The following is a 19,792-nucleotide window of genomic DNA, read 5'->3' as shown; positions in this document are numbered from 1 at the left end:
GTAAAAAATCAACTTGTTTTTTTACTGGCTGGCGTCTAGCGTTCCCTCGACCCCTCGCTCAGGGGCATCCCTCACAACAACAAGAAAGCGGAGCCTGCGCTGCACCGGCCAGGCACCGGCAGGAGGAACCACCGATGCAAGCATTTCCCCGCAGGACCGGATTGTGCGCAGTGCTTCTGGCCTTGGGCCTGGGCAGTGCGCAGGCGGCGCCGCAGATGGTCGTGGTCGGCTATGGCGGCGCGGGCCAGAAAGCCCAGGACGTGGCGATCTTCCAGCCTTTCAGCGCCCAGGATGGCAGCAAGCTGATCCAGAGCGAGTACAACGGCGAGATGGCCCGGATCCAGGTGATGGCCGATACCGGGAATGTCGATTGGGACGTGGTGCAGATCGAAGGCCCGGACCTCATGCGCGGCTGTGACGAAGGCATCTACGAGCGCCTGGATTGGCAACAGATGGGCCATGCCGCCGAGCTGATCCCGGACGCGGCCCAGGCGTGCGGTTCGGCGGCGCTGGTGTGGAGCGTGGCGATTGCCTATGACCGCGACAAGCTGGCCAAGGCGCCCACGTCCTGGGCGGATTTCTGGGATGTGAAGACGTTTCCCGGCAAGCGCGGGCTGCGCAAACGTGCGGTGTACAACCTGGAGTTCGCGCTACTGGCCGACGGCGTGAAGGTCGAGGACGTCTACAAGGTGCTGTCTACTCCGGCAGGTGTCGAGCGCGCCTTCGCCAAGCTCACCGAACTCAAGCCTTACATCCAATGGTGGGATGCCGGCGCCCAGCCCGCGCAGTGGCTGACAGCAGGCGATGTGGTGATGACCTCCACCTACAGCGGCCGCATCGCCGTCGCTGCCCAGCAGGGCAGTCCGCTGGCGGTGGTGTGGCCGGGTAGTCTGTATGGCATGGATTACTGGGCGATCATCAAGGGCTCCCAGCATGTCGATCAGGCGCGGCGTCTGATTGCCTATGCCAACCAGCCAGATACCCAAGTGCGGTATGTGCAGCAGATCCCCTATGGCCCGACCAACACTCAGGCCGCAGCCAGGCTCGATCCTGCGTTGGCCAGCTGGGTGCCGACTTCACCGGAAAACCTAAAGGGCGCGCTGGCGATGAATGTCGAGTTCTGGGTTGACCATGGCGAGGAGCTGGAGCAGCGCTTCAACGCATGGGCCAGCAAGTGAGGTAGATTCAATCCCCAAGGCCGCTTCGCGGCCTTCGTGGGTAAATCGGAGCGCCGAACAGACCTCGGCCTCTCACATTCTCGAACCAGGACAACAACAATGACCCCCTCCGAACGGACCCTGCGCCAGGAACTGGCCGCCTGCTACCGGCTGATCGCGCACTTTCGCATGACCGATCTGATCTTCACCCACATCTCCGTGCGCTTGCCGGGGCCTGAGCATCATTTTCTGATCAACCCCTACGGCCTGCTGTTCGATGAGATCACGGCCTCGAAACTGGTGAAGATCGATTTGCAGGGCAATCCGGTGGAGCCGACGCCCTACCCGGTGAACCCGGCCGGTTTCGTCATCCACAGCGCCATTCACGGCGCCCGCGAGGACGCCCAGTGCGTGTTGCACACCCACACCCGGGCTGGCTGCGCAGTGGCGGCGCTCGAATGCGGCTTGCTGCCGCTCAACCAGATTTCCATGGAGTTCTACGGCCGAGTTGGCTACCACGCCTATGAAGGCATCGCCCTGGACATGGACGAGCAGCAGCGCCTGGTGGCGGACCTGGGCGAGCACTCGGTGATGATCCTGCGCAACCATGGTTTGTTGACCGTCGGCAGCAGCGTGGCCGAGGCCTTCATGCGCATGTACTACCTGGAGAAAGCCTGCGAGATCCAGTTGGCGGCCTTGCAGGCCGGGCAGGTGATCGTGCCGCCGCACGAGGTGTGCGCGCATACAGAGCGCCAGTTCAATGCCCCGGCGCGGCCGTTGAAAGCCGGGGAGTTGTCGGACCCAGACGGCAATGCGTTGGCCTGGCAGGCCTTGCTGCGGTTGCTGGAGCGGGTGGCGCCGGATTATCGCGACTGAGACGCCAGCGCCGGCTCCCAGGGTAGCGCGTCGTTGAGCCGGCGAAGCCTGCAATGGGCTGCACAGCAGCCCAAGGGACGAAGGCGCCGGTGTCAGCGAGCGTCCGGCACGATGATGTGCGCCGGTGCCTGCGCCGCGCGGCCACGGGCGACCCAGTAGTACAGCACGCTCGGCACGACCAGGCCGATCAGCCAGGAGACATCCACGCCGCCTAGGTGGGCGACCATGGGGCCGGTGTACAGCTTGGTGTCGATGAACGGCATCTGCACCAGCACACCGAAGGTGTAGACGATGATCCCAGGCCAGTTCCAGCGGCCATAGCGCCCTTCAGGGTCGGCCAGGGCGGGGATGTCGTAGCGCTCTTTGGTGATGAAGTAGTAGTCCACCAGGTTCACCGCGCTCCAGGGCACGAAGAAGGTCAGCAGGAACAGGATGAATGACTTGAACGCGCTCAGGAACGAATGCTGGCCGAGCAGCGCGACCAAGGTCGCGGCACCGACGATAGCCAGGACGAACACCAGGCGCTGCGCTCTGCTGATCTGCAGATGGCCACGGAACCCGCTGATGATGGTGGCGATGCACATGAAGCTGCCATAGGAGTTCAGCGTCGAAATGGTCACCTTGCCGAAGGCGATGCTGAAGTACAGCAGGGCCGCGGTAGTGCCTGCGCCGCCCAGGCCGACGATATAGGCCACTTCGTGCCCGGTGAACTGGCCGCCGGCGATGGCGGCGGCGAACACACCGAGGATCATCGAGGCTTGAGCGCCGATCACTGAACCCAGGCCGGCGGCGAGGAAGGTCTTGACCGGCGAAGTGCTGCTGGGCAGGTAGCGCGAGTAATCCGCCACATACGGGCCGAAGGCGATCTGCCAGGAGGCGGCGAGCGAAACGGCCAGCAGGAACGAGGCCCAGGAGAAATGGCGGTTGTCCATCAACTGGCCGATGTCGGCCAGCATCAGGATGCGGCTGAAGAGGTAGATGAAGGCGATGATCCCCAACACGCTGGCCACGCGCCCGATCCAATGGATCACCCGGTAGCCGGCGAGGGTGGCCAGCACGATCACGCTGGCGAAGATCAGGATGCCGGTGCTGTCGCTGACGCTCATCAATTGGCCGATGGCCTGGCCGGAGAGCACCGTGCCGGTGGCGGTGAAGCCCAGGTACATCAGGCACACCAGCACCATGGGGATGGCCGCGCCATAGACCCCGAACTGTACACGACTGGAAATCATCTGCGGCAGGCCCAGGCGCGGGCCTTGGGCGGCGTGCAACGCCATCACCGTGCCACCGACCAATTGCCCGATCAACAGGCCGATAAGCGACCAGAACACATCACCGCCGAGCACCACGGCCAGGGCGCCGGTCACGATAGCGGTAATCTGCAGGTTGGCTCCCAGCCAGAGGGTGAACTGGCTGTACACGCGTCCATGGCGTTCAGCTTCGGGGATGTAGTCGATCGAGCGCCGTTCGATCACGGGTTTGTTGGACATGGGCACTCCGCGTACTTGTTTTTGTGGGGGGCGGGCGAGCCATCGGCAAAGACTGGCTGTGTCGAGATATGAGCATGTATAGACAAGGTCGGTCAAGTGAAGCTTGACAGGTAACGAGTGGCGGTACACACGCTTGCCAGACGCTTCGCTTGAACGACTGTTGCGCAAGGTCGGTGCCCAACTGTGCTGGTCGGTGAAAAAAGAATGGCCTTATGCTGTAACGAAATATGTCTAGAACGCCTGAAGAAGGAAGCCGCAATGCCGCTCAAGGACCTGCTGATCGCCCTGGTGGTGATCATCGCCTGGGGAGTCAACTTCGTTGTCATCAAGGTCGGCCTTGATGGCTTGCCGCCCATGTTGCTCGGTGCGTTGCGTTTCGCCCTGGTGGCGTTCCCGGCGATCCTGCTGGTGAAGCGACCGAAGCTTCCCTGGCGCTGGTTGATCGCCTACGGCGCGACCATTTCCCTGGGACAGTTCGCGTTCCTGTTCCAGGCCATGTACAGCGGCATGCCACCGGGGCTGGCCTCGTTGGTGCTGCAATCTCAGGCGTTCTTCACCTTGGGTTTTGCCGCGCTGTTTTTGGGTGAGCGCCTGCGCTTGGCGAGTGTGCTGGGGTTGCTGGTGGCAGCGGGCGGGTTGGTGCTGATCGGCAGCGAAGATGGCAGCCACGTGCCGTTGCTGGCGCTGCTGTTGACCCTGTGCGCGGGGGCCATGTGGGGGATGGGCAATATCATTACCCGGCGCTTTGGCTCGGTGGATCTGGTGGCCTTGGTGATCTGGGGCGGGCTGATCCCGCCGCTGCCGTTTCTGGCGTTGTCCTGGTGGCTCGAAGGTCCGGAGCGCATTGGCCATGCATTGGCCAACCTCGGCTTGAATTCGGTGTTGGCGCTGGCGTACTTGGCCTTCGTCGCCACCATGCTGGGCTATAGCCTCTGGAGCACGCTGTTGTCGCGCCATCCGGCGGGCAAGGTGGCGCCGTTCTCGTTGCTGGTGCCGGTGATTGGCTTGAGTTCGTCGGCCTGGCTGCTGGATGAGCGCTTGAGCGCGGTGCAGGGTTGGGGCGCGTTGCTGGTGATGGCGGGGCTGCTGATCAATGTGTTCGGGCCGCGGCTGGGACAGCGGTTGCGGGCGGCCACGGCACAATGAGTGAGGTCGGCGGTGGCGTGTTGGCGGGTAAGCCCGCTCCGACAACGATGACCGCCAACCCGGTTGCAATTGTTCTGCTGTTGGGACGATCAGGGCCGTTTTTGCTATCTACCGAAGTATTGTTCTCATAGGTAGTGTTATACCCAGCTATCTGAGAGAGGAGACTTCTCATGAAAGAGATTCTGGGTGTTCATCGTAGCCCTCACGGCCATTGGGTCGGGGATGGCTTTCCGGTTCGCAGTCTGTTCACCTATGACAATCTGGCCCGTCACATCAGCCCGTTCCTGCTGCTGGACTACGCCGGCCCGCACGACTTCACCCCGACCACTGCGCGCCGCGGTGTCGGCCAGCATCCGCATCGCGGCTTCGAGACGGTGACCATCGTCTACCAGGGCGAGCTGGAGCATCGCGACTCCACCGGCGCCGGTGGCCTGATCGGCCCCGGGGACGTGCAGTGGATGACCGCTGCCAACGGCATCCTGCACGAGGAGTTCCACTCGCCGGCTTTCGCCCGCACTGGCGGCACCCTTGAAATGGTGCAGCTGTGGGTGAACCTTCCTGCCCGGGACAAGCGCGCTGCAGCGGGCTACCAGACGCTGCTGGCCAGTGATATCCCGGTGGTGAAGCTGCTAGACGATGCCGGTACCCTGCGCGTGATTGCCGGTGACTATCAAGGCCACAAAGGCCCGGCTCGGACCTTCACGCCCATGGATGTCTGGGACCTGCGCCTTGCGGCCGGTGCCAGCTTGCAACTGCCCATCGCCCAAGGGCGCAACGCTGCGCTGGTGGTCTTGCGGGGCAATGTGCAGGTCAATGGCGAGCGTGAGACCGGGCCGGCCAGCCTGGTGCTGCTCGAGCGCGATGGTGAGCACGTACAGGTGCAGGCCTTGGAAGACGTGAGCCTGCTGCTGCTCAGCGGCGAACCAATCGATGAGCCTATCGTCGGCTATGGCCCGTTCGTGATGAACAGCCAAGCGGAGATCGCCGAGTCGTTCGACGACTTCCAGGCCGGGCGGTTCGGCCAGATGGCGGGGGAGCAGGGCCCCCAGCATTGAGTCGATGGGCCACAGCGCGGCAGCCGTTCAACCGGTCTGCCGCCACTGTACATCACTGATCCCGTAACGCTCGGCCACCGGCTTGCTGACTTTCTTGATCTTCTCGCGCCCGTAGCGTCCGATGCGGGCCACTCCCGCATCGCAACTGGCCCAGTGCCAGGCCTCGGCGTTGTCCATCCGCTCGGCGCGGATCACGAACGACTTGTGCTGCCCGTGCAGTTCGTAGTCGATCACGAAAAGTTTGGCGTCGATCATCGGTCCCCATCCCTTGCGCAGCCGCGCAGGCTGGCCACGTGCAAGACGTTCCGTGGCCTATCCGTGGGAAACTGTGACTTACTCAAAAGTTTGAAAGAATTCCCCCTTGCCCGACCAGCGGCACAGGCAAGACCGCTCGTCGTAAGCCTGCTTCATTGGATCGAACAGCCAGCGTCAAGCCGGGCTCTTCTTCTAAGGTGCTAGAGGATTCACCAGGCACTCATTGCTACAGCAAATGAGTGACCGCTTGGACATGCGCAATATCAATTGGCACTGCGCCAATTCAGGGCGTACTCACACACAACAGGCCATCCAGTACAGAGAGGGTCGAACCATGTCGTTGATAGGAGTTTCGCTATTGGAAATGCGCCAGCTGATCGAGCAGGCCTGTCTGCCCGACCGCTGCGAGGTCAGTTGCCCGGACGGCGTCAGCCTGACCATTCGTCTGGGCAACGAACAGGGGCTTGACGATTGCCTGACCGTCACCGGCATTCCCCTGGACAGCCTCAATAGCTGTCGTGATGTCCATGAACTGGTGAACCAGTTGCGCAAGGATCAGCGCCTGGGTCATCCGCACGTGGCCAGGGCCATCGCCTGAAAGGCTCGGCAGACCCGGTCAGCCAAGGCTGGCCGGGCGCACATACTCAGGCATCAGGCCGTTGAACCAGAACAGGATCATCGACACCAGGATGGTCACCAGCAACAGCAGTCCCACACCCCAGACACAGGTTGCGAACAGCAGGGCCTGTTCCTTGCGAAGCCGCAGAAACGTCTGCAAGCCGCCATAGAGCAATACCGTGGCATAGGCCGAGGCTGCCAGCAGGGCCAGCACGGCCAGCCAGCGCATCGGCACCAGGCCCACCACGCCCGCGACGAACCAGGGCGTGGCGCAATAGGCGGCAAAGCCGATGCATTGGTTGAGGGTGGGTTGGGCGTCGAAACCTCGTGACATCCAGCGGATCATCACGCCCATCAACATGACGCCGACCACGGTCGTGGCGTACAGAAGGCCCGCCAACTGCGCAGCGCTGACCAGGCTCAGGCGTACTCGATCCTCTGCGGCCAGGCTCCAGCCGAACGTGGTGGTGCCGATGAACAGGCACACGGCCGGGATCAGCGCCAGTGCCAGCAGGCGTGGCAGGTATTGTTGCGGGTGGGCTTCCTCGGCACGGCGGATGTCCAGCCAGGCGGCACCCGGTTGAGTGAAGAGCTTGAGCAAGGGGCTGTTCATGGCAATCTCCTCGAGGGCAAGCGTGTCCTCTTTTTATGGAGAAGCCCCAGCGCCCAGGGTTCAGGTTATCTGTCGCCCGTTGATCGCTTCACTGCAGCTCAAGCACTAGGTTCATGCCGCCATCGCCGCATTTGGCATGGTCACGCACCACGCCGTGATAGCTGCGTCCGTCCCAGACGAACGCCACGCTGTGGGCGCGGTCGAGTTTTTCCGGCAGCGGTGGGTCGATGTGCAGGCGCAGCGCCGGGCAGCCTTGCAAGTTGAGCGCGGCTAGCTGGACCTGGCATTCCACGCGATGAGCCACCGGGCCGAACAGCGTATCGCGGACGAAGTCCAGCTCCAGGCTGGCGCAGGGAGCGCGGTAGTGGGCCTTCATGGCTGACACAGCGGACGTAGGGACATGACGGGCTCCTGGGAGGATCGCGGAGGTATCTATCATTCGAAACCTCTCCCGGGGTGTTGTTCAAATTATTTCTATTTCATCGAGCGTTTATTTTTGCGCTGTCAGGACGGGGCCTGGTTTGGCGGTGAACCCGCTCCTCAGGGGTTAGGGTGATCCTTGCGGGAGCGGGGTTACCCGCGAATGCTCTTAGGGCTGACGCTCGGCCACGGCCTTCAATGTGCGCAAGGTGACCAGTGGCGCATCCACCACGAACTGATTGGCCAGCCATCCCGGCACGTCGCCCGCCGGGTCGGCCTGCAGTTGATAACTCACTTCGGTTTCCTTTTCCCCCAGCGGGCGCATGGTCCATTCCCCGCGTAGTCGGCGTACGCGGATCAACCCTGGCGCTGCGGGCACCCTACCAGGTTCGGCGCTCAGGTAGCGCATCAGGGTCCCATCGTTCAGGCGCTCGGTGCGCACGCGCAGCACGATGTCCCTGGGGTGGGCCGGCCAGGGCAGGTCGGTGACCAAGTAGACCCAGGTACTGTCGCCCTCGACTTCCAGCAAGCGCATCTCAGCGCAGGCATATAGCCATTTGCAGGCCACCCGCAGGTTCTCCTGCAGGTCAGTGAGGGTACGCACGCTTGCCTTGATGCGGGTCACGCCGCGAAACGCCTGGTAGGGCGAGCCTTCCACAGCGCTCAGATAAACGTCGACGCCATCCTCCTGATGCGCCAGGCGCCAGTCGGCCGCCACCAGCAAGGGGGCTGGCAACAGGAGCAGCAGGGCGAGCAACAGACGATACACCAGGGGCATGGACGCAGGTCCGCAAGCAGTGGGGTGCAAAAAGTATGGACACAAACGACAAGCCCGCCATGAAGGCGGGCTTGTGAGACATCAGCCTGGACTCAACGCTGTGGGTTGAGCGTCAGGTGCACGTGGCGGTTGACGTCCTTGTACAGCAGGTAGCTGAACGGGCCAGGGCCGCCGGCATAGCAGGCTTGCGGGCAGAAGGCACGCAGCCACATGAAGTCACCGGCTTCGACTTCGACCCAGTCCTGGTTCAGGCGATACACCGCCTTGCCTTCCAGCACGTACAGGCCGTGTTCCATGACGTGGGTTTCAGCGAACGGAATCACGCCGCCTGGCTGGAAGGTCACGATGTTGACGTGCATGTCGTGGCGCATGTCGGCCATGTCGACGAAGCGGGTGGTGACCCAGCGGCCTTCGGTGCCCGGCATTTCGATGACGGTGGCGTCCTTGCGGTGGGTGACGAAGGATTCCGGAACAGCCAGGCCTTCGACCTTCTGGTAGTGCTTGCGCAGCCAGTGGAAGGTGACGTTGGACTTGCTGTTGTTGCGCAGGCTCCAGTCGGCGCCCGGGGCCAGGAAGGCGTAGCCGCCAGGGACCAGGGTGTGGTGCTTGCCTTCGACGGTGATGTCGATCTCGCCTTCGACCACGAACAGGACCGCTTCGGCGTTCGGGTCCAGCTCAGGACGCTCGCTGCCGCCTTCCGGGGCAACTTCGACGATGTACTGGGAGAAGGTTTCGGCGAAGCCGGTCAGCGGGCGGGCGATGACCCACATGCGCATCTTGTCCCAGAACGGCAGGTGGCTGGTGACGATGTCACGCATCACGCCCTTGGGGATGACGGCATAGGCTTCGGTGAACATGGCACGGTCAGTCAGCAGCTCGGTTTGGCCTGGGTGCCCACCGTGAGGGGCGAAGTACGAATGATTCGACATGGAGAGTCTCGACTTGTTGTTCTTTCCCCGTGCCGTTGAACCGCACCGGCCGGTGCGCCGCAGGGGATGCACGGACAGGATATGAGCCTTTCCGTGGCATCCACAAATTAAATGTTGAAATGTCCGGTATTTATTCAGTGAATGTCGACCAGGCGCCCGGCATGGGCTTCTGGCAGACGATCGCCCTGGCCGAACAGCTTGTGGCGCAGGGTTCCCTTTTCATAGGCCAAGGGATAGCGACCGCGGCGTTGCAGCTCGGGTATCAAGAGCTCGACCACATTGGCCAGATCGTCCGGTTGCACCGCGTAGGTGAGGTTGAAACCGTCGATGCCGGTCTGGTCGAGCCAGGTTTCCAGCTGGTCGGCGACTTCTTGCGCCGAGCCCACCAGCACCGGTCCCCGACCGCCCAGCCCAACGAACTGCGCCGCCTCGCGTACTGTCCAGCGCCGGTCGGGGTCCGCGGCGGTGAAGGCGGCCAGGGCCGCGCGGCCGGCGTCGTTCTCCACATATTCGATGGGCGCGTCGGGCTCCAGGCCTGCGAAGTCTATGCCGGTCCAGCCCGACAGCAGGGCCAGGGCCGCCTCCAGATCGACATGGCGGCGGTAGTCGGCAAAGCGTGCCTGGGCTTGTTCGTGCGTCTGGCCGACGATCAGCAGGGCCTGGGCATAGATGAGCACTTCATCGCGGCCACGCCCGGCGACCTCGCTGGCCTGGCGGATGCCGTCGGCATAGCGGCGCAACACGGTGGGTGTCGGGCCACTGATGAATACGCATTCGGCATGCCGCGCGGCGAACTGCTGGCCGCGCGCCGACGCTCCGGCCTGGAACAGCACCGGGGTACGTTGGGGCGAGGGCTGGCACAGGTGCATGCCAGGCACCTGGAAGTGCTCGCCAGCGTGGCCGATGGGGTGTACGCGCGACGGGTCGATGTAGCGGCCGGTCTCGCGCTCGAGCACCACGGCATCGTCGTCCCAGCTCTTTTCCCAGAGCTTGTAGAGCACCTCGAGGTATTCCTCGGCCAGGTCGTAGCGCTGGTCATGACCCAGTTGCCGGGCCAGGCCCAGGTTGCGTGCGGCGCTGTCCAGGTAACCGGTGACGATGTTCCAGCCGACTCGGCCGTTGCTCAGGTGATCGAGCGTCGACATGCGTCGGGCGAAGGGGTAGGGGTGTTCGTAGGTCAGCGAGAAGGTCACGCCGAAGCCCAGGTGTTCGGTCACCCCGGCCATGGCTGGCACCAGCAGCAAGGGGTCGTTGACCGGGACCTGCACGCCGCCACGCAGGGCTGCGTCCGGCCCGCCTTGGTAGACATCGTAGATGCCCAGCACATCGGCAATGAACAGGGCATCGAACAATCCGCGTTCGAGCAGGCGAGCCAGGTCCGTCCAGTATTCAAGGCGGTTGAAATCCACGCTGGTGTTGCGCGGATGACGCCAGAGGCCCGGTGACTGGTGGCTGGCGGCGTTCATGCTGAAGGCGTTGAAGCGAATCGGGCGCGGCATGCGGAGCTCCTTGGCGTCAGGGCAGGACGGAAGCCGGGTAGACCGCGTCGGCCACCTGTAGCTTGCGCGGAATCAGGCCCAGGCTCTGGAAGGTGTCGGCCAGCTTCTGCTGCTCGGCGACAATCTGTGGGGTAATGGCCACGGCGTTGTAGTTGCGCCGTTCACTGGCCACCTCCAGTACGTCGGCACCGATGCCCAACTGCGGCGCCAGCAGGTTGGCGACCTCGGCAGGCTTGGCATTGGCCCACTGGCTGACCTTGGCCAGTTCGTTGAAGAAGGTCTTGAGCAGGTCGCGATGCTGGTCGGCGAAGGCGGCCGTGGAGAGGTAGAACGTCCGGTTGTTGGAAAGCCCGCTGCCATCACGCAGGTTTTTCAGGCCCGGTTGCCGTTCGGCTGCGGCCAGGAACGGGTCCCACAGCGTGACAGCCTGCACGCTGCCCGACTGCAGGGCGGCCACGGCGTCGGCGGCGTTGTTGACGTAGGCGGGGGTGATGTCCTTGTAGCTCAGGCCTGCCTGCTCCAAGGCCACGGCCAGCAGGTACTGGGCGTTCCAGCCACGGCCGGTGGCCACGCGCTTGCCCTTGAGGTCTTCGACACGGGCAATGTGGTCTTGCTCGCGCACCACCAGCCCGATGCCGCGGGGGTAGGGTTGTTCGGCTGCCAGGTACACCACCGGTTTGCCGGCCGCCTGGGCGAACACCGACGGTGCGTCGGCAGCGTGGCCCAGGTCGATGGCGCCTGTACTCAGGGCTTCGAGCAACTGTGGCCCGGCGGCGAATTCGTGCCAGGTGACTTTCACGCCTTGCGGCGCCAGCGCTTTTTCCAGGGCGCCGCTGCCTTTGAGGATGTTGATGCTGTTGAACTTCTGGTAGCCGATGCGCAAGGTCTTGGCGTCTTCAGCCAAGGCGTTGGACCAAGGCAGCAAGGCACTGGCGACACTGGCCAGCAGGCCGCCAAGCAGCAGGCGGCGAAGGGGAGAGAAGGCACGGGCGGGCACGGGAAGATCTCCTGGAAAGGCTTGGGTGGGGTGTTCTCCAGCCTAAGGAGGCGCGCGAGGGCTTTCAATTTTTTAATTCCATTTAGTTAGAATGTTTTGTTCTTTATATATCGTTTTGTTTTTCATAGACGGCCGGCCGCGCAGGGCTGACAACATTTTTTTCACATCCTCTTGCTAGGATTTCGCCTCTTCCAAGGAGACGATCAATGGCACGAGCCCTACGCGTACGCGCTGTGAAAGTGTTGCTGGCCGGCACCGCCGGCGTGCTTGCCAGCGCGCTGGGGTTCTTTGCCTGGCAGAGTTTTTACCCCGTCCAGGCCGCCGATGGCTGGGGTGTTCAGGTACTTCACCGCTCGGTGGACAAGGCCGCGTCGCTGCTGCCCCAGGCCGACGGCAGTCTGTTGGTGAGCCGCGAGCTGGACGATGGCCGTGGCAGCATCCTGAAGATCACCGCCGAAGGCGATCGGGTCGTCATGATCGAGGGCTTGTCCAAGCCTGATGGCATGGTGGCTGCACAAGGCGGTTGGGTGTTCAGCCAGGAGGGCGGCAGAGCACCGGTCAGCCTTGCTCGGGATGGCCAGGTGACCCATCTGTTCGATGGCGAAAGCGTGCAGGGTTTGTGGAACGACGGCGATTACCTCTATGCCATCGAAGACCGCAAAGGCAATGGCCGCTTGATGCGCTACGACTGGCACAGCGGTCAGCTCGACATCCTGCGTTCAGGCCTGACCGAAACCGAGGGCCTGACCCGCTGCAGCGATGGCCGCCTGCTTTACACCGAAAAGGGCGCCGGGCAAATCCGTGCCCTGAGCGAGGATGGCCAGGACCCGGTGGTGGCCAGCGGCCTGCGCAACCCCACCTTCCTGCTCTGCGACCAGCGTGGTCTGTGGATCAGCGAAGATTCCACCCACCGCGCACGGTTGTTGCGCATCGACGCCCAGGGGCAGCGTCACACGGTGCTGACCTTCCTCAAGGCGCCTCAGGCCATCGTTCCCGACGGCAAGGGTGGCTACCTGCTCGCCGAAGGCGGGCGAGACCGGGTGCTGCGCCTGACGCCACCGATCGATACCAACACCGCCCAGGCGCAGGATGTGGCACCGGACGTGCCGGGGGCCTGATCAGCTGGGCAGGCGCTTGCCGCGCCCCGGCAGCAAGCCGAGCACCAGCATGCAGCCCAGCAGGATCACCCCACCGCCCACGATCTGCAGAAGGCTCAGGGCTTCGCCGAGGAACAGCGCGCCGATCAGCACGGCCACCAAGGTCACCACGAACTCCACGCTGATGGTACGGGTGGCACCGATGCGCGCGACCAGGCCGAAGTACAGCACGTAAGTAGTGGCGCTCATCACCGCGCCGCTGATGGCCAGCAGCAGCCAGTCGCTGGCCTGGGGCACGGTGGGTACAGGCACCACCCACAACAAGGGCAATGTCAACAGGCCGCCAGCGAGAAAGGCGCCGCCGGTGACCGTCCACGGGTCCTGGCCGCGCAGGCGCAGGCTCGCATAGTTGCTGCCGAACGCAGCGCACAGACAGCCAAAGACCGAAGCGATGCAGCCGTGGATGAAGTCTTCGGTCACGGCCTGCGCCGGGAACCCCACCAGCATGACGATGCCAAGTACGCCCAACAGCAGGCCAGCCAGGCCCTGGGGGGTGATTTTCTCGAGGCCCCAGACGCGACCGATGATCATCGAGAACAGCGGAATGGTCGCCACCAGAATCGCCGACATGGCGGTGCCGATTCGCGGTGTAGCGTAGGAAAGACCGATCAGTTGCCCGGCCACCGTGGTGGCGCCCACGACTAGCAGCGGCTTGAGCAAGGGGCGCAGGCGCAGCGCCCGCCCCAGCAGCGCCGCCAGTACGGCCAGCGTGCCGCCGGCGATCAGCGAGCGCAGGCTGACCGCGCCGACCCAACCGAAGGCATGCACGACCTTGAGCACCACCAGAAAGGACAGCCCCCAGGTGATGGCCAGGAACGAATAGGCGGCAAGGTCGCGCGGTTGCATGGGGCAGGGTCCGTCCGGGAGAGGAAGGCAGGCTAGCGGGTGGGCGCGAAGGGGAGCAAGGGGGCGGGGTGTGGTTGGCGCGTCTGGTGTGAATCCTGTCGCAACCAAGCGGATGTTCAGGGATCCAGTTGGGGGCGGGACAGGCCCAGGTTTACTCGCGAAAAGGGCACTACAAGACTTGGCGTTGGGCAACCAGCAACAGCGACTGCGGTACCGGGCTTTGCGGGTGCTGCGGCTCCTGCAGGCTGACCAGGCGCAACCCGGCCATGTCCAGAGCATTCAACCAACTGGCGAGGGTGCGGAAGTACCAAGGCATCGGGGCCCACTGCCCGGCAAATCCGGCGAACGTTTCTTTGCGCCATCCATCCTGGTAATCGCCATTGGCCATCGTCCAGGGATGCAGGGTCTGGATCACCATTGCGCCGTCTGGGGCGAGCAGGGCGCCCATGGCGTCGAGCAGCGGAATGATGTCCTGATGCAGCAAGGCGAAGTTGGCGCACACCAGGTCGTACTCCTGGCCGACGTCCACCTGCCTTTGCGCCAACTGCTCGTAGGTCGCCTGGTATACACGGCTCGCCCCGGCAGCCTGCGCGGCCTGAACCAGCGTCTCGTCACCATCCACGCCCGTCACCTCGATCCCGCGCTCAGCCAAGGCGCGCAACAACCAGCCCTCGCCACAGCCCAGGTCCAGCACGCGCTCAGGCTGGCGGCCCAGCACTGCGAGCAGGATGGCCTGGTCGGTGACTTGCCGCCGGCTTTCGATGGCACCGCTGCGCACGGCGGCTATCCAGGCTTGGGCGTTGTGCTGCCAGCTTTGCAGCAGCGAGGCGTCAGGTGTGGGCATCGGGCGTGTCCGCTGAGGGGTCAAGCACAAGGATAGGCCGGATCGCGCCACCCAAGGCGCAGGGCTTCTGGCATGATGCTCGGACTGCGTGTATTCGAAAGATGAATCTTGCCTATGACAGACAGTGCGAAACCCAATAGATCGATCTATGACCTGGATCTGCTACGGGCCGTGGTGATGGTGGCCGATTGCGGCAGTTTCACCACAGCCGCTGCCAGGCTTCACTCTACCCAGTCGACAGTCAGCCAGAAGGTGCGGCGGTTGGAGGAAATGGTCGGGCATCAGTTGCTCGATCGCAGCAACCGGGAAGTGCATCCGACCGATGCCGGCGAGATGCTGTTGGGTTATGCGCGGCATTTGCTGGCCGTGAGCAACCAGCTGAGCGAGGCGCTATCCGGCGGCGTGACGGTGACCGTGCGCATCGGCTTGCCGGACGATTTTGTCGCCGGCAAGACGATGGCGTCGCTGGCGGCGTTCAATCGCAAGCATCCCAAAGTGAAGCTCGAGATCACCGGCGGCCTGAGCCGAGACCTGATGGGCAGCTACGACCGTGGCGAGCTGGACCTGGTGCTGGTCAAGCAACGCCGTCACAGCCGTGAGGCCAATGCCTGCCAGCCGGAACGCATCGAATGGATCGACAGCGCGCAGTACCCGTGCTTTGCCCAGGACCCGATCCCCTTGGTGACCTTCCCGCCGCGGGGCCTGTATCGAGACGACATGATCAGCGCGGTCGAGGCCATGGGGCGTAGCTGGCGCATCGGGTTTACCAGCTCGAGCCTGGCCGGTATCCAGGCGGCGGTGGCCAATGGGCTGGGGGTCAGTCTGCTGCCGTCCCGGGTGGTCACGCCTGGGCATCGGGTCTTGGGCGCCGAGGAGGGTTTCAAGCCGATCAAGGTGTTCGAGGCGGCGATCTTCTACCGGCCCACGGCCGACCCGATGGTCAAGGCGCTGGCGGACATCCTGATCGGCATCCTGCGTGACGAAGCACCTGAACCGGCCTGATTCCGTCCAGGGGCCGACTCAGCGGCGCATCTCACGACTGAACTGAGCAGCCTTGAGCTGCAAGATGGCGGGCCCGCCCCAGGACGCCCCATGGCGCACGATCAATCGCTCGTGCAGCGCCGCCGCCACCGCTGCCGCCGCGTTCGGTGCCTTGAACAACAAGAAGCTCGCCTCGTTGCCCACCTTCAGGCCGTAGTCGGTCTTGCCCATCACGGCGGCGCTGGCCTCGGTGGCCATGTCCAGCGCAACCCGCAACTCCTCGTCGGTATTGAACCCAGAGCGATAGCTGACCAGCATCGCGCGCTGCAGCATGTCGCCGTTGCCATAGGGCCACCAGGCATCCTGGATGTTGTCGTTGCCGGTGAACACCCGCACCCCCCCTGCACGCAGGCGCAAGACCGGCGGAAAGGCATGCTCGCCAGGCGCATTGGTCATGATCGAGACACCTGCGTGGGCCAGTACCTGCGCGGTTCGGTCAACCACCTGCTCGGACACATCTCCCAACCCATACGCATGGCTGACCGCAACCAGGCCCTGCATGCCCAGGGCGCGGGTGCGTGCAGCGATGCGTTCGAGCTGGGCAATGCAAATCTCGCCCGGTTCATGGAGGTGGATATCGGCCTTCACCCCATGGCGCTCCGCGATGCCGAAGATTATGTCCAGCTGTGCTTCGGCATCGCCGTCCAGCGTCGTCGGGTCGATGCCGCCGACCACTTGTACACCCTCACGCACGGCAGCTTCCAGGATTTCGGCGGTACCGGGGCAGGACACCACGCCCGCCTGGGGAAAGGCCACCAGTTCGATGTCGATCAGGTCCTTCCAGTTATCCCGTGCTTGGAGAATGGCGTTCAGATGGCTCAGCCCAGTCGTGGCATCCACGTCCACGTGGCAGCGCATGGCGAGCGTGCCATAGGTGGCGGCCTGGCGGATCAGGGCATCGGCACGGTCGAGGATCGGTGGGGCGCTGGCCAGTTCGCGTTTTTCCACCGCCAGGCGCTCGCGCAGGGTGGCGACGTTCTGGTGCGGGCGCCAGCGGTCGCCAACGAAGCTCTTGTCCAGGTGGATGTGGCCATCGACGAAGCCGGGCAGGGCCAGCAGGCCTTCCAGGTCGATGGTCTCGGCTGCGGCGACGGCGGCGCGCTGTGGACCGATGTGGGTGATACGTCCGTTCTTCACGGCGATGTTCAGGGGCAGGCCATCTGCGTCGATGGCGTTGATGAACTCACGGTCGTTCATGGCTGGCCTTTTATCATCGGGGCCGGTTCGACGAAGCGCACGGTGGCGGGCGATGGCCCCTTGGTTGGATGTAGCGACACACGGTAGGGAATCTCCAGGGGCCTCACAAATTAAATATCGGCATCGATTGCAGTGCGTTTCTGGATACAGGCAAGCGGTATCGGCGTGCATTAAAAAGCCCACTGGAGTCGATTCCGATATTTAACTTTCAAAGGCCTCAGGCAAGGCCCAGGATTGCATCCCAGAGCGGTCAAGCCACCGCTCACCTGGGTCTGCGGGGCGTCTATCGCGGCGTATTGGGCCCAGTCACCCAAACAATAAAAACAAACGCTGTGGGCAGGGTCACCTGATCTAGCAGGTGATGCTGTGCAGCGTGTCAGGGTCCATTCATGATCAAAGACTCCAAGCTACTACGTGCTTCCCTCATCTTCATCGCCTGCACTTCATTCATCGTCTGCGGTGTACAACCAATCTTCATGGGGTTGGTCACCGAACAACTGAACTTGTCGCTCGATCAACAGGGCTGGGTCGTCTCGGTGGAGATGATCGGCATGACCCTGGGCACATTGCTGTGCCCGATCGTGATGAAACGCCAGGGTGGGCGCAGCCTCTGTCTGTGGGTGGGGTTGCTGTGCGTGGCGCTGAGCATGGCCACCGCCTTTGCGCCGAGCAACGGCACGCTGCTGCTGGTACGCCTGGCGGCGGGCACGTGCGCCGGGTTGATCTATGCCTATGCGGTGTCCACGTTGGGTCGTTTGCCCAACCAGGACCGCTCGTTCGGCCTGATGCTGTTGCTGCAGACGCCTGAGTACTCGTTGTTTTCCGCCGCCTTGCCCCTGCTTGCGGCCCAGAGCGGCACGGTGACGGCGCTGTGTTCCTTTGGCCTGTGGTACCTGCTGATTTGCGGCGCGAGCCTTGCGCTGCCACGCAAGCCCGCGGCGCTGATCGGTAGCGGCGAGGGGACGTGCGCCCAGGGCGGTTCGTCGCGCATGGGGCGCAGCGCGCTGGTGGGCATGCTGTTCATGCAGATCGCCATCTATTGCGTGTGGGGCTTCATCGACCAATTGGCGCGTGACCAGGGCATCGACGGTGTCGATATCGGCTGGGCGTTTGGCCTTTCTGCGATCGGCGGCTTGCCGGGGGCGGGGCTGCCTAGCCTGTTGGGCGCGCGGGTCAACCGGCAGCTGATGATCGCCGTGGGCCTGGTGGCGATCTTCGTGTCGATCGCCATGCTGACGGGACACACCCGCACCCCGATGCAGTTATTCGTGGCGCTGCTGTTGATTAACTTCGGCTGGGTATTGTCGTTGTCGTACTACATGGCGTTGATCACTACCAATGACCCGACCGGAAAACTTACGCCCCTGGTGAGCATCACCCTGATGGGCGCGGCGGCGGTGACCCCAGCCCTGATCGCCTTGCTGGTGGAGGGATCGAATCAGCAGTTGATCTTCCTGTTGGGCACCAGCGCGCTGGTGATCGCGTTTGCGGTGACGTGCCTGGGTGGCCGCTCGAAGAGGGCTGGGGAGCGGTTGTCGGCTTCAGCTTGAGCCGCTCCCACAGGGACTGCGCCTCGATCTCAAGTCTGCTCAGTCCCTATGTATGTAAACAAAAACGTTAAATTAATCGCATAACCTGCTGATATATAACGTATTAACGTTTTGCGATCGCATGCTGTACGCATTGCTCGTAGTACGTCTGCCTGATCGCCGCGGGCTTGAGCCGGGACTGGCTGTTGTAGGTCTGCTCGGTGATGCCGAAGGCGGTCATGCGCATCCAGGGCTTGGGGAATTTGCGCGTCTGCAACTTCTTACGCGTGGCATACAGCGTGACGCCGGAAAGCTTGGCCTGCTGCGCATCGGCGGCGATTTGCGAACCCCAGTGGCATACCTGACGATCGTTCTGGTTCAGGGCCTTGGCTTGGGCTGCGAAGGCGGCCGTGGCCATCACACAGCCGGCGATCGTTGCTAGAAATACCCGCATGATGCTGTCCTAAGCTTATGAAGGAAAAGGGAGTTTGCCTTCACTTCGCAGGGCTGGGGGCCAGCAATTTGCCGTCAGCTGCGCACCAGGAGCATCGTCAGCAACACGCCGCCCAGCAATAGCAGGTAGGCGCGGGCATGGAGCGTATCGTTGATGCGTCCGACCAACGGTGCAGCCAGTGCCATCCCCAGCCAGGCGCCCGCCACCAAGGCTGTCGCGGCATACAGATTGACCAGGCCCAGATAGCCCACCCCCAGCGTCAGTTGCGCCTGAGGCAACAGGGCGTAGGTCAGCGTGGCCACCAATGCCATGGGCAACGACAGCGGATTGGCCATGGCCGTGGCGGTCAGCATGCTCGCGCCGCGTCGGCGCATCAACGGTACGGTCATGACGCTGCCACCAACACCCAACAACGCCGCCACCGCACCAATCGGCACGCCGATCAGGGTCGAGTGCCCTGGGCCCAACGGGGGACGCTGCGAGCGGGTCTTCGCGACGAAGCCTGGGCGAAGCCAGCCATCGAGCAGGCTTGCCAGCACGTAGGCGACGAACAGCCAGCGCAGCCAGTCGCTGTCCAGCCAGAGCGCGGCGATGGCGCCGAGCAGGGCGCCAAGACCGATGCCCGGCACCAGCAGGCGCACCAGTGCCCAGTCCAGGCTCCCGGCGCGATGATGACGCCAGCTGGCCAGGGCACTGCTGACGATCATCACCGCGGCGGAAGTGGCTACAGCGATCTGCATCGCATGCTGACTGACCACGGAGCCCGCATCATGACTGGCCAGCAGCAGCGCATAGAGCAAGGGCACCGCGAAGAACCCGCCGCCAAAGCCGAACAACAACGTGGTGACGCCTGCGCACAGGCCGAACGCGACGAGCAACGCGTAGAACATG

21 protein-coding genes are annotated in these 19,792 nt (G+C 63.7%); 8 read left to right on the top strand and 13 right to left on the bottom strand.

The window, feature by feature from the left end:
• Positions 1-134 precede the first annotated feature (134 nt).
• Both R6G97_RS18730 and R6G97_RS18725 read left to right on the top strand, forming a co-directional pair.
• The gene (locus R6G97_RS18730) at positions 135-1,178 is read left to right on the top strand and encodes an ABC transporter substrate-binding protein (protein WP_102081882.1); all 1,044 of its coding nucleotides are present in this window, start codon (positions 135-137) and stop codon (positions 1,176-1,178) included.
• A 36-nt stretch (positions 1,179-1,214) separates the two neighbouring features.
• A complete protein-coding gene (locus R6G97_RS18725; protein WP_269475539.1) occupies positions 1,215-2,033 on the top strand; it encodes a class II aldolase/adducin family protein in 819 nt (272 codons plus the stop codon).
• A 92-nt stretch (positions 2,034-2,125) separates the two neighbouring features.
• Here the strand turns inward: R6G97_RS18725 and R6G97_RS18720 are convergent, their stop codons facing one another.
• Positions 2,126-3,523 (bottom strand): purine-cytosine permease family protein, encoded by a 1,398-nt coding sequence (locus R6G97_RS18720; protein ID WP_182943092.1) that lies wholly within the window; start codon positions 3,521-3,523, stop codon positions 2,126-2,128.
• 258 nt (positions 3,524-3,781) lie between these two features.
• Between R6G97_RS18720 and R6G97_RS18715 the strand changes: the two genes are divergently transcribed.
• Positions 3,782-4,669, top strand: a complete 888-nt coding sequence (locus R6G97_RS18715) for an EamA family transporter (RefSeq protein WP_043211640.1) — start codon at positions 3,782-3,784, stop codon at positions 4,667-4,669.
• A 170-nt stretch (positions 4,670-4,839) separates the two neighbouring features.
• Positions 4,840-5,724, top strand: a complete 885-nt coding sequence (locus R6G97_RS18710; protein ID WP_317847346.1) for a pirin family protein — start codon at positions 4,840-4,842, stop codon at positions 5,722-5,724.
• A gap of 27 nt (positions 5,725-5,751) precedes the next feature.
• Here R6G97_RS18710 and R6G97_RS18705 read toward each other — a convergent pair whose 3' ends face one another.
• Entirely contained in the window at positions 5,752-5,979 is a 228-nt protein-coding gene (locus R6G97_RS18705; RefSeq protein WP_043211645.1) for a DUF6555 family protein, read from the bottom strand.
• 334 nt (positions 5,980-6,313) lie between these two features.
• Here R6G97_RS18705 and R6G97_RS18700 point away from each other — a divergent pair, with 334 nt between their 5' ends.
• Complete coding sequence (locus R6G97_RS18700; RefSeq protein WP_043211647.1) at positions 6,314-6,577, top strand: DUF1652 domain-containing protein; 264 nt, start codon at positions 6,314-6,316, stop codon at positions 6,575-6,577.
• Positions 6,578-6,595: 18 nt separating this feature from the next.
• Here R6G97_RS18700 and R6G97_RS18695 read toward each other — a convergent pair whose 3' ends face one another.
• The 6 genes from R6G97_RS18695 to R6G97_RS18670 form a co-directional block, all read right to left on the bottom strand.
• Positions 6,596-7,210 (bottom strand): Yip1 family protein, encoded by a 615-nt coding sequence (locus R6G97_RS18695; RefSeq protein WP_043211649.1) that lies wholly within the window; start codon positions 7,208-7,210, stop codon positions 6,596-6,598.
• A gap of 88 nt (positions 7,211-7,298) precedes the next feature.
• Positions 7,299-7,586, bottom strand: coding sequence for a hypothetical protein (locus R6G97_RS18690; protein WP_043211651.1), 288 nt, complete (start codon positions 7,584-7,586; stop codon positions 7,299-7,301).
• Positions 7,587-7,799: 213 nt separating this feature from the next.
• Positions 7,800-8,399 (bottom strand): START domain-containing protein, encoded by a 600-nt coding sequence (locus tag R6G97_RS18685; protein ID WP_043211670.1) that lies wholly within the window; start codon positions 8,397-8,399, stop codon positions 7,800-7,802.
• A 101-nt stretch (positions 8,400-8,500) separates the two neighbouring features.
• Positions 8,501-9,337 carry a bifunctional allantoicase/(S)-ureidoglycine aminohydrolase gene (locus tag R6G97_RS18680; RefSeq protein WP_043211653.1) on the bottom strand — a complete coding sequence of 279 codons (837 nt, stop codon included), beginning with the start codon at positions 9,335-9,337 and terminating at the stop codon, positions 8,501-8,503.
• 134 nt (positions 9,338-9,471) lie between these two features.
• Complete coding sequence (locus tag R6G97_RS18675) at positions 9,472-10,836, bottom strand: LLM class flavin-dependent oxidoreductase (protein ID WP_043211655.1); 1,365 nt, start codon at positions 10,834-10,836, stop codon at positions 9,472-9,474.
• Between the two features lie 16 nt (positions 10,837-10,852).
• On the bottom strand, positions 10,853-11,833 hold the full coding sequence (locus tag R6G97_RS18670; protein ID WP_043211657.1) for an aliphatic sulfonate ABC transporter substrate-binding protein: 981 nt from the start codon (positions 11,831-11,833) through the stop codon (positions 10,853-10,855).
• Between the two features lie 206 nt (positions 11,834-12,039).
• Between R6G97_RS18670 and R6G97_RS18665 the strand changes: the two genes are divergently transcribed.
• Positions 12,040-12,951, top strand: coding sequence for a hypothetical protein (locus R6G97_RS18665; protein ID WP_090346494.1), 912 nt, complete (start codon positions 12,040-12,042; stop codon positions 12,949-12,951).
• On the opposite strand, the gene R6G97_RS18660 is transcribed toward R6G97_RS18665, so the two are convergent.
• Complete coding sequence (locus R6G97_RS18660; RefSeq protein WP_289717382.1) at positions 12,952-13,836, bottom strand: DMT family transporter; 885 nt, start codon at positions 13,834-13,836, stop codon at positions 12,952-12,954.
• Between the two features lie 169 nt (positions 13,837-14,005).
• Positions 14,006-14,680: a class I SAM-dependent methyltransferase gene (locus R6G97_RS18655; RefSeq protein WP_289717381.1), complete on the bottom strand. Its 675-nt coding sequence runs from the start codon at positions 14,678-14,680 to the stop codon at positions 14,006-14,008.
• A 114-nt stretch (positions 14,681-14,794) separates the two neighbouring features.
• On the opposite strand from R6G97_RS18655, the gene R6G97_RS18650 reads away from it, so the two are divergent.
• Positions 14,795-15,682, top strand: coding sequence for a LysR substrate-binding domain-containing protein (locus R6G97_RS18650; RefSeq protein ID WP_043214218.1), 888 nt, complete (start codon positions 14,795-14,797; stop codon positions 15,680-15,682).
• Between the two features lie 18 nt (positions 15,683-15,700).
• Here the strand turns inward: R6G97_RS18650 and R6G97_RS18645 are convergent, their stop codons facing one another.
• The gene (locus R6G97_RS18645) at positions 15,701-16,918 is read right to left on the bottom strand and encodes an amidohydrolase family protein (protein WP_317847345.1); all 1,218 of its coding nucleotides are present in this window, start codon (positions 16,916-16,918) and stop codon (positions 15,701-15,703) included.
• 389 nt (positions 16,919-17,307) lie between these two features.
• Here R6G97_RS18645 and R6G97_RS18640 point away from each other — a divergent pair, with 389 nt between their 5' ends.
• Entirely contained in the window at positions 17,308-18,468 is a 1,161-nt protein-coding gene (locus tag R6G97_RS18640; protein WP_090346513.1) for an MFS transporter, read from the top strand.
• A 103-nt stretch (positions 18,469-18,571) separates the two neighbouring features.
• Here the strand turns inward: R6G97_RS18640 and R6G97_RS18635 are convergent, their stop codons facing one another.
• Together R6G97_RS18635 and R6G97_RS18630 are read right to left on the bottom strand one after the other, a co-directional pair.
• Positions 18,572-18,901 (bottom strand): hypothetical protein, encoded by a 330-nt coding sequence (locus tag R6G97_RS18635; RefSeq protein WP_043214223.1) that lies wholly within the window; start codon positions 18,899-18,901, stop codon positions 18,572-18,574.
• A 74-nt stretch (positions 18,902-18,975) separates the two neighbouring features.
• Complete coding sequence (locus R6G97_RS18630; RefSeq protein WP_253132397.1) at positions 18,976-19,791, bottom strand: sulfite exporter TauE/SafE family protein; 816 nt, start codon at positions 19,789-19,791, stop codon at positions 18,976-18,978.
• Between the last annotated feature and the right edge of the window lies 1 nt (position 19,792).

The organism is Pseudomonas sp. HTZ2 (genome assembly GCF_033173945.1).
Classification (GTDB): Bacteria; Pseudomonadota; Gammaproteobacteria; order Pseudomonadales; family Pseudomonadaceae; genus Aquipseudomonas; species Aquipseudomonas guariconensis.
Note: the sequence above shows the minus strand (reverse complement) of the source record. Positions and strands in the feature narration are given on the sequence as shown.